Source organism: Thiorhodococcus minor, assembly GCF_010820565.1.
Taxonomy (GTDB): Bacteria; Pseudomonadota; Gammaproteobacteria; order Chromatiales; family Chromatiaceae; genus Thiorhodococcus; species Thiorhodococcus minor.
Genome location: NZ_JAAIJQ010000134.1, coordinates 1 through 9368 on the forward strand (window position 1 = coordinate 1; position 9368 = coordinate 9368).

The 9368-nt window shown below is 47.4% G+C and carries 8 protein-coding genes; all 8 read right to left on the minus strand.

The genetic code is table 11. The features are described 5' to 3' along the window. Positions 1-210: 210 nt before the first annotated feature. Positions 211-774, minus strand: a complete 564-nt coding sequence (locus tag G3446_RS24585) for an NUDIX hydrolase (protein ID WP_164456295.1) — start codon at positions 772-774, stop codon at positions 211-213. Beyond that, positions 771-1406 carry a phosphoadenosine phosphosulfate reductase domain-containing protein gene (locus G3446_RS24590; RefSeq protein WP_164456297.1) on the minus strand — a complete coding sequence of 212 codons (636 nt, stop codon included), beginning with the start codon at positions 1404-1406 and terminating at the stop codon, positions 771-773. Before G3446_RS24590 ends, G3446_RS24585 begins: the two co-directional genes overlap by 4 nt. A gap of 62 nt (positions 1407-1468) precedes the next feature. Then, entirely contained in the window at positions 1469-2686 is a 1218-nt protein-coding gene (locus tag G3446_RS24595; RefSeq protein WP_164456300.1) for an NAD-dependent epimerase/dehydratase family protein, read from the minus strand. Positions 2687-2701: 15 nt separating this feature from the next. Then, entirely contained in the window at positions 2702-3646 is a 945-nt protein-coding gene (locus G3446_RS24600) for an NAD-dependent epimerase/dehydratase family protein (protein WP_164456302.1), read from the minus strand. A 225-nt stretch (positions 3647-3871) separates the two neighbouring features. Further along, positions 3872-5080: a glycosyltransferase family 8 protein gene (locus G3446_RS24605; protein WP_164456304.1), complete on the minus strand. Its 1209-nt coding sequence runs from the start codon at positions 5078-5080 to the stop codon at positions 3872-3874. Between the two features lie 2 nt (positions 5081-5082). Next, complete coding sequence (locus G3446_RS24610; RefSeq protein ID WP_164456306.1) at positions 5083-5709, minus strand: sulfotransferase family 2 domain-containing protein; 627 nt, start codon at positions 5707-5709, stop codon at positions 5083-5085. A 32-nt stretch (positions 5710-5741) separates the two neighbouring features. Continuing rightward, entirely contained in the window at positions 5742-7052 is a 1311-nt protein-coding gene (locus G3446_RS24615; protein WP_164456308.1) for a hypothetical protein, read from the minus strand. Between the two features lie 37 nt (positions 7053-7089). Continuing rightward, a complete protein-coding gene (locus G3446_RS24620; RefSeq protein WP_164456309.1) occupies positions 7090-9084 on the minus strand; it encodes a glycosyltransferase in 1995 nt (664 codons plus the stop codon). Positions 9085-9368 lie beyond the last annotated feature (284 nt).

Consider the following 9368-nt stretch of genomic DNA (forward strand, 5'->3'; position numbering starts at 1 on the left):
GAGCCCTCGGCCTCGAAAAGCTATTTTCTATACCCCCTGCGTACCTCCTCGATCCCGGGCTTGTCCAACAACCGGTTCAGATCGTCGCTCGCTTCGCTCGGACGATCTAACCTTATTCGTTAGGTTTCTCAGCGTCGCCGCCAGTGCCTGGGTGCGAGCTCGCTCGTGACCACCTTGGCATTCGCCAACAGCACTACAATCACCGCTCATCTACAGCGCCTCCCCGAAACCCTCAGACGCGCAGCCCTCACCCCGCGCCCATTCCAGCAGCACCGCGCGACATTGCAGGCAATCGAGCGCTTCGAGCAGCTCTCGCACGCCGGCTTCGGCCGCTGGGGCGCGCTGGCCGATGTGTTCCTCGGCTACTGGGTGGCTGGGGTCGATCTCGGCCACCAAGCCCCACAGGCCCTGGTTGGAGAAGGCGCTGTTGATCACCCAGGGGGTCACGTTCAAGGACCGGGTGTGGACGATGGCCGTCGCGGGCAGGCCCAGTTCACGCTCCAGAAGCAAGGGCACCAGCTCGTCCGGGCGCTTGCCTGCCGGCAGGCGTCCGCCGGGGAAGTCGAGGGTGGCGCGTTGGATGCCGGGGCGGAAGGTGGGGCGGACGCAGAGGATTTCTTTGCGCTGAATTGGCAGCACGATCACCGAATCGACCTTTTCGACGCGCCAGTATTCCAGCTCCTTGCCCTTGTCACACAACCAGCGTTCGGCGATGAGGGTGACCCAGTCGGAGTGGATGCGGACGATCTCGCGCAGGCGTTGCCAGTCGCTCATGCGGTCTGATCCTGTTCTCGTGGCGGGTTGGCACGCTGGTGCAAGCCGCAATAGTCGCCGATCAGGCACTCCCCGCGCTGGTCGCGGCCCTTGGTCGGGTCCCAGTGATCATCATTGATCGGCAGGCCGTGGCGTTGCAGATACTCCAGCGCTTGGGCCTTGCTCCAGTCCAGAATAGGATGGACCTGGTAAAGCCCGTTCTTGAATTGAATCGGTTCGGCGGCACGGCGCTCCGGGGTCTCGTGGCGCATGATGCCGCGCAGCCAGCGGCTGGGCTTTAGCTCCGCGAAGGCTCGGTTGAGGGGTTCGTGCTTGATCTTGCGCACCACCAAGGAGAAATGGGGCGAGACGGGATCGCGCCAGCCGGAGTAGTGGCGTTCGATATCGCCCGGGGTCAGGGCGCTGCGGTAGACGCGCAGGTCGTAGCCCTGCTCCCGGAAAAAGTCGATCTGCCGATAGGTCGCACTGCCGTAGAAGCCGTGATCGACAAAGATCAGCGGGAAGGCCGTGCCGATCACTGAGGCGACTAGGTGCGGCATCAAGGCTGAGGTCTCGCCGCCGGAGGTCGTCAGCACCAAGCGGCCTGCGGCCTCCGCGTGGGCTTGTTCAATGTACGCCTGTGCGTGCAGCATGCCGGCAACTCCTGTCCGCGCGCCGGCACCGCCAGCCGGCGGCGCGCGACGACGGTGATCCGTTAGCCGAAGGTTTCTTCGTCGAGATGGTAGCGGGCATTCACCGCCTCGTAGCGGTCATGATTCCAGGCCGAGACGCAGGGGATGCGCGAATGGTCGCAGCGATCCGCATACTTGTGCGCAATCTCTGTCACCTCCTCCATCAATCCCTCGCTTAGGGTGATCGGCTCCAGCCCCAGGTTGAGAAAACGCTTGTTGGTGACATGCAGTTCGTTCTCGTCGTCCTCCTTGCGCGGGTTGGGCACATGATCAACTGGCACGCCGGTGCGCTCCGAGACCATCTGCGCCAAGTCCCGTACCCGGTGCGTCTCGGTCATCTGATTGAAGATTTGCACACGATCGCCCGGATTGGGCGGGTTCTCGATCGCCAGTTGAACACAGCGCACGGTGTCTTGGATGTGGATGAAGGCGCGTGTCTGCCCACCCGTGCCGTGGACAGTCAGCGGATAGTTCACTGCTGCCTGCATCAGGAAGCGGTTGAGCACGGTGCCATAGTCGCCGTCGTAGTCGAAGCGGTTGATCAGGCGTTCATCCTGCTTGGTCTGCGCGGTCTGGGTGCCCCAGACGATGCCCTGGTGCAGGTCGGTCACCCGCACGGCGTCGTTCTTGTTGTAGTAGAAGAAGAACAGTTGATCTTGCGACTTGGTCAGGTGATAGACACTACCGGGATTGGTCGGATAGAGAATCTCCGAGTCGATCAGCGCGCCTTCGTCGGTCTGCACCTTGATCGGCAGATAGCCCTCGGGGATCTTCATCCCGGCGGTGCCGTAGCCATAGACGCCCATGGTGCCGAGATGAACGACATGGATGTCCTGTCGGCTCTCGACGATGGCGGCGAGCAGGTTGTTGGTGGCGTTGAGGTTATTATCAACGGTGTAGCGCTTGTGCCAACTGCTCTTCATCGAGTAGGGCGCGGCGCGCTGTTCGGCGAAATGCACAACCGCCTGAGGTTTCCAGTCGTTGATCAGATCGAGCAGGCGCTGGTAGTTGCGCGCGACATTGATGCGGTGGAAGGCCATGGTCTTGCCGCTGATCTCGCGCCAGGTGTGCAGGCGTTGACTGAGCGGGCGGATTGGCGTCAGGGACTCGCATTCGAGTTCGACATCGATCTTGCGGCGGGACAGGTCATCGACAATGGCGATGTCGTGGCCGAGGTCCGAGAGGTGAAGTGCGGTCGGCCAGCCGCAGAAGCCGTCGCCGCCTAGGATGATGATGCGCATGGGGTACTCCGTTATTTATAAACAATTTTCTATCATCTTTTTTACACCAGAAACAATACTTACGTCAGGCTCCCAGTTAAGTAATTTTTTAGCCTTTGAAGCATCTAAAACGCACCAATCGGTAAGGTTTTCTCCATCTATACTATCATCCCTATATATAGCCACTTTTCGATTAAGAATCTTTTCGATAATCTGGATCAGTTGATTTACTGACGTACCAACCCCTGTACCAATATTGAATATTTCAAAGTCTTGATCAGACGTAATCGATAAAAGAAGTGCTTTCGTCACATCATCTTTGTAAACATAGTCTCTGACATTATCTGGATTGCCAAACAGTCTGATCGGTTTGCATGATTTAATTTGATTTATAGCTGTACCGATAAAACCCTGCTTACGGGAAGGTGAAAGCAACCATCCATATACATTAGATATTCTTAATACAGTTGCTCTAAGAATCCCTCTTTGAGCAGCCAGACGAAGATAGTTCTCTGCTGTAAGTTTTTGTATGCCATACGAATTCTGCGGAAAGCAAATATTAGCTTCACTAATCAGCATTTTATTCTTGACAGATCCATAAACGGCACCTCCACTACTAGGGTAAATAAGATGTGGAACGTTGCCAGACTCTTTAATTGCTTTGATAAGATTCAGAGTAGGAATGATATTTAACAACGCATCTGATGGCCAGTCCAAATCCGATGTTAAAGGTGAGTTTTTCTGAGCTAGATGAAAAATAACCTCCTGCTGATTAACAATATCGAGGCAGTCCGAATATGAATTTAAATCCCCTTGCAACCAACTAAACTTATCACCATTACTAGCCAAAAAATTTTGTTCGCTTTGCAATGGTAAAGTTCTCGCCACAGCGGTAACATTAAAATCCCTACTAGCTAAGTCATCTAGCAGAGCACTCCCAATCAATCCAGTAGCGCCAGTTACACAAATATTTGTAGCCAAAGTTCTCTCCTGTTATTCAAGCGTTAAAAAACATTTATCTGAGCCTTGATCATCGTTTGGTCCAAAACCTTGCTCTACAGTCAGGCATAAGATATTTACCATCATAAAATCAAAGTTTTACGCGGCAGTCTGCAACGCTGCCAGGCCGGGTGGACCAACCGGTGATCAAGGCCTTTATCTATATACGCCACGGTGACTTAAAAAATTTAAATCCAATATAAACATTCATGTAGTCAAGGTTACCTCTGGATAATTAAGTAGTTCGTAAATATTATTACCATCCCATTTATACTTGTGCATCCAGTGTGCGTGAAAAATTTTCACGCGATCTAACATGCCAATTGCGTGAAGCTCTCTCCAAATACGTGGAGTAGCATTATAATAATAGTTAGGAATCGTGGCATATGTTATGTCTGTCTTCTTCGATTCATTTAGAGCGGCCTGGTCGTTTACTCCCTGCCAACTTCCTGAATCTGGGTCTTTCTGTGCTTTTATTAAAAAACTTTTAATCCATTCTTCGATGAATTGCTTGCTATTATTCGATAAGGAATAACCAAATACTCCAGCGTTCAAGCCTCTACCCTGGATAGAGATTAGCCTAACAGGAGCTGTTCTTTTTAGATTCTCATCGTATTCTCGCTCAGAGATATCCTCATTAGTAAATACAAAATCAAAATGCCTAAGAAGTAAAAAAATTTCTGACAAATCCCCGTTGCATACACTATCCGTATCAATGTAAAGCGTTTTATCGAAGGGAGTTGAAGTCAATGATATAATTTTACTTGAGTGCATTCGTTTTGGATTCAAAAAAATGCGCTCTAAACTTTCTTTGTGGTAACCCTCAATAATTATATCAAAACATTGTTTTTCCATCGCAATATCCGTTCTATTTGTATAAATCGCTATTGGAATTGAGGGGTTATATTTTTTTACGCTTGTCGCAGAATATATGGCCTGAGAAATAAAATGCTCCCCAAAACAACAATATAATATGCCAGAATCAAATATTGGCTCGCGCACAACAAACTTTTCAAAATTATCAGAAGCTTTAACACATTTCTTTTCACCAAAAAAAGCATATTGTGGTAATTTTATTTCCTCTCTGTTATTACCCTGAAACAAGAAAACAATGCTAATGCTTTTCGCATTTAGTAAACTCAGCATTATTTTTTGAAGATGAAAATTCGAGCATAAGGACTCAAAAATATAACGAATACTAAATTCTGAAAGATTTAACCTTTTTGCTAAAGCTTGCGCTTTGACTATTCCACATCCCAAGTCTTTCGACAATTCAAAATTAACCGATTCGGAAACCAACAATACATAACAGTCTTGATTTTTGGAATAAATTTCCCGTAAACAGTTGATGACACTGTCAGTGTGGACAGGATTTTCGCGAAAAACAACAAATACATTTGATTCAAGTACTCTCATTATTAATATCCTAGTTGTTGGTAATCTAAATCATATAGTTTCTTAATAATACGCTCAGCTTTTTCTCTTTTAGACTTATCAGAAAACTGTTTTTTATTACTAACATTACTACGAGGAATATTTTTTATGTTTGCATGCTCTGCAAGAAATCGGTGCAAATCTTCATAATCTTTTTCTATCTTAAAGCATTTTATTTTTAGCTCATCCAAGACTATAAATCTGTGTTGTGGCAAAAAATGTCTGTATTGAACTTTTGAACTGTTTTTGAGTGCGTACGGTATGTATGTGGTAAAAAAATCGAAAAATTCTAATTCTTTAACTTCTCGATCCCAAGATTTTCGCCAGTAGTATTCTGATTCCATTTTAGCAAACGGATCTCTACAAACTGTAAACCAAGTGTAAGCATATGGATCCCTTTTTGTATTCTCTAAGTGCTGAAAAATTTCTCTTGCTGTTGCATGCTGTGATTCATGACCGAAATGAATTGTAGGGTCATAAATTTCGTTTATCCCTGTATTTCTACACCCGAATATACCTAAAGCCTTAGAAATAGAAGTACCTGCGGCTTTCGGAATATGAATAAAAACGAGCTTACGGCTTTCAAGGACAGGCATAATTGTTTCACTCAATTCGATTAAAGTTATCAACTAGCTAAGTCTGTTCAACTCAACAGCGGGTGTAGCTTACCTAAGGTGACCATTCGCGGGCAAACGCCAACCTCAAAAAACATAGCAGTATAGAACGAGGCTTGGGTAGACTCATAATTCGGCCGAGCTTCGATCTTTCTCAAAAAGAAAAAAGGGTCGTGAAGATCTTGATATAGCAGCGTTCTGGTGAGTAATTTTGGGCAACCTTTATCTACGAAAACATCCTCTAATTCATAAAGATAACGTATTTGCATTAGCTGTTCAGAAGATATGCAGTCAATGCTTGCATCAGCGTAGCGAGCGCAGACAGTGCCGGGGTTGGTTATGATGCGACAACCCATTGTGAGAGCCTCAGCAAGGATACCGCTGCCACGCACCCGGTAGCGTTCGTCATAGAGCAAAAATAGCGCATCACTTTCCGCGAGTAGCTCTCTGTATCGGTCTTCCGACAGAGGTTGGTCATCCAAGACAAGGTCAAACTCTTCCGAAAGAAATTTCATCTCCGTAATGGCGTCTTGGATCTTTTTGGTATAACCGACTTTCTGCGGCACACAGTGGACGAAAAACCGGAGCCCTGAGCTTTTCCGCCTGTTAGTCAAAAGATCATCGCGATATGCCCGTAACAGCGACGCGACTTCCAGAAAACCTTTTTCCTCGCGAGCAGCGCCAAGATACGATACCAACGGCTTTTTGCTGAAACCATGGGCAGCAGCATTCGCAGCAAAAACATCGGTTTTAAGCGGTATGTGGAGCGTAGGATGATTCACGCTAGTGCGAACCGCATAATGATTGACTAAGGAATAATTTTCTACCCAAAAATAAATTCTACCGCCTTTCAAGGCGGAATACCGCGAAAGCTTTGTGATCGTCCGGCAAAGCTCTTGCCCGCGAAGATTACCCGGCATCAAGTCTTCATTGTAAGGCGTACATAAATGAATTTCAGGAAGCGCGCTTGCTTCCTGGTCGTGAAGAGATTCAATTAACCGCAATAATCCACAATACACTTCCCCAATCGCGGTATGAAAAATGACAATATCTCTCGAACACACCTGCTCCGTTTTGATAAAATCCCGGAATTCACGACTAAGATAGTCGCCGCAACATTTTTGGGACTTTATCGTATCTGTGAAGTAAATAGAGGCCGAGAAAATTGGCCGAATGGAATAACGCGGACTACTGAGTAAAGCCTTCGTCGACTTTCGGTTCGATAAAATAGCAACTTTATACCCTAATTCTGTTGCAGCATCCGCGATAGTCACTGACAAACCATAGTGATGACCGCGTAGATCATCCAAAGACGGGTCAGCAATAAATAAACGCTTCACTTTTTACGCCCAATACAGCAAAAAAACATGGCAGTTTTTAAAACTTCTCCCAAGCCTCCTCGATACTAATTAGATTGAAAGGCGGCTGGCGAAACACATCCCGATCGGCAAAGTGCGTAGAGGACTTTCCCATTCCAAAGTTATAAATCGTCTGTTCAGGCGTTTTCGCATGAAACAGGCCATCGGCTCCAGTAAGCAGGGCAAGAGTTTCATCCCAGGCAAAAAATTTAAAAAACGTGTGAGACGGTTGGCGTGGCGGGGTAATCTCGATCCGCTCCAACACTTCTGGCGTGGCGATGCGCTTGACAACTTTAAGATAATCTTCTTCTAGCAGCGAATAAAGATCAACTAATCGGTGCAGATAGGGCGTCAGCTTTCTACTCGTTGTGCCCCAGCCCCACCCTTGGAAACGCGGGAACAATTCACCTTCCCCCAGCACTCTAAAGTGGTGCCCATAGACTGAAAACACACGGTCATCATCTGCTGTAGCTTTCAACATCTCGCGGAAAGTCGCCACGGCTTTTCTCGTTGGAAAACAGTCATCCTCCAAGATCAGGAAACTATCATAATGTTGTGCCATATGCGCAAGACCGTGCAGCATCGTTTTGCGAAAACCGTAGTTGCCCTTAATGCGTTTCACTTGGGCAACTTTGTAGGTGTGGGCAATCCGCTCGGTTTCTTCCGTCGCTAACCGTGTTTGTTCTTTGCCTTGCGCACCATCAATCCAGACCGTTGTTAGCCCAGTCGCTTTTTGTTCCTGAAGGCTACGCAAGACTAGGTGCAAGGCGTCGTGGCGAGTATGCGTAAAAAGTATAATGCCGAAGGGTTGTTTTTTTTTCTTGATACTGAATACAATTTGGCTGTTAGAGTCGCCTTGAAGAAAATATGGATCGATCCAGGTACATCGATTCTCAATAGCCCGGTCAATGGATCGTTGCGATACGATACGCTCAACATCCTCAACAGTGAAGACGCGAGCGGTCATTTTCTTTGCGAGCGTGACTAGGTAACGTAACACCTTCCCATCTTGCTTAATCGATACCGCCTGGGTTGGATTACCAACAAAGCTTTGAAAAGCACGCTGACGCTCCTTTTTGGCGAGAATCTGTGCGACTTCGTTATTGTAAGTCTCTTGCTCGCGGCGCGACAGTTGATCCGGACTTTGAACAAAGGTGCCAAAGGCATCGTCATGTACAAAAATTGTTTTGCCGCTTTTCGCGAGCGTCCACCATAGAAAATAGTCCCCGGCCAGTCGAAATGATGCGAATTGTTCTTGCGGAACAGCGCGAAATAAACTCGCACGAAAAAAGGTGCCTTCCTGCTGATGATGGTGGAAGTGCTCACCATCGCAAATACCCGCACTGATGTACTTTGTGTTAATTGGCAGTCGGTAGCGGATCAATTGGCCTTCGAGATTTATTACACTCTTACAACCACAAATCCAGCTAATGTTTTGCCATCCGTTTGCTTTCTGGGCTTGCAGAATGTTCTCAATGACCCTCTCCTCAAGGTGATCGCCCGCATTGATCCATGTTACCCAAGATTCGTTAGGTGGTTTAAGTGAATGGAAACCACGAACAATGGCTTCGTACATCGAACGATCTTTGGCCGATGCTACGGTCAATGCTATGGATCCTTGGGCAGCCTCAGACTGCATATCCTTGACAATCTCAAGCGTGCGATCAGTGGACGACCCATCTTGAACATGAACGAAAATCGGACAGGAACTACGAATGCGAAAAATTGATTTCAAGGTTCCTTCAATTTCTTTTTCACCGTCTTTTACTGGAACAATAATAAAAAACTGCTCGTGGTTTTGTCCATTACGCTTTGACCATGTTTTGATCGTTAAATCCTGACTACTGATCCGTGCGATACATTGAGCAAACCCACGAGCGACGTTGTGTTCCAACTCGGTTGAGAGCAACGGCTTAACAGCTTCCAGTTGAACAATTGCTGCTTGTTGCTTACCCGCATCAATTAGCTTGCGAATCTCCGCAAAAACGAGCGCAACGGGCTTCTTCGATTGCAATTTTCTTCTCTCCCAAATAGAACGTTAACTCAAAGTTGTGGCTCGATGGTACGCACACGGACGTTAAGAGACAGGTTGCCAAAGTTCGCGCTTAAATCCTGATGCTAAATCCGGCTTGTATGTTTGTTGCACCCTATCCTGACGAATAAAAAAAAGATCAACCTGGTAAAGAGCGTTGCCGTAATAGACCCGGTCAACAATATCGGTTATACTTCATATAGGCACAAGATCACATTTCTTGAATGCCTGAAAATTCAACGTGAGCAATGAATCGAGTTCTTTCT

Excerpts from the sequence above, each read along its gene's own strand:
- G3446_RS24595 (WP_164456300.1), bottom strand. The coding sequence starts at position 2,686 with ATGCGCATCATCATCCTAGGCGGCGACGGCTTCTGCGGCTGGCCGACC.
- G3446_RS24605 (WP_164456304.1), bottom strand. The coding sequence starts at position 5,080 with ATGAGAGTACTTGAATCAAATGTATTTGTTGTTTTTCGCGAAAATCCT.
- G3446_RS24585 (WP_164456295.1), bottom strand. The coding sequence starts at position 774 with ATGAGCGACTGGCAACGCCTGCGCGAGATCGTCCGCATCCACTCCGAC.
- G3446_RS24590 (WP_164456297.1), bottom strand. The coding sequence starts at position 1,406 with ATGCTGCACGCACAGGCGTACATTGAACAAGCCCACGCGGAGGCCGCA.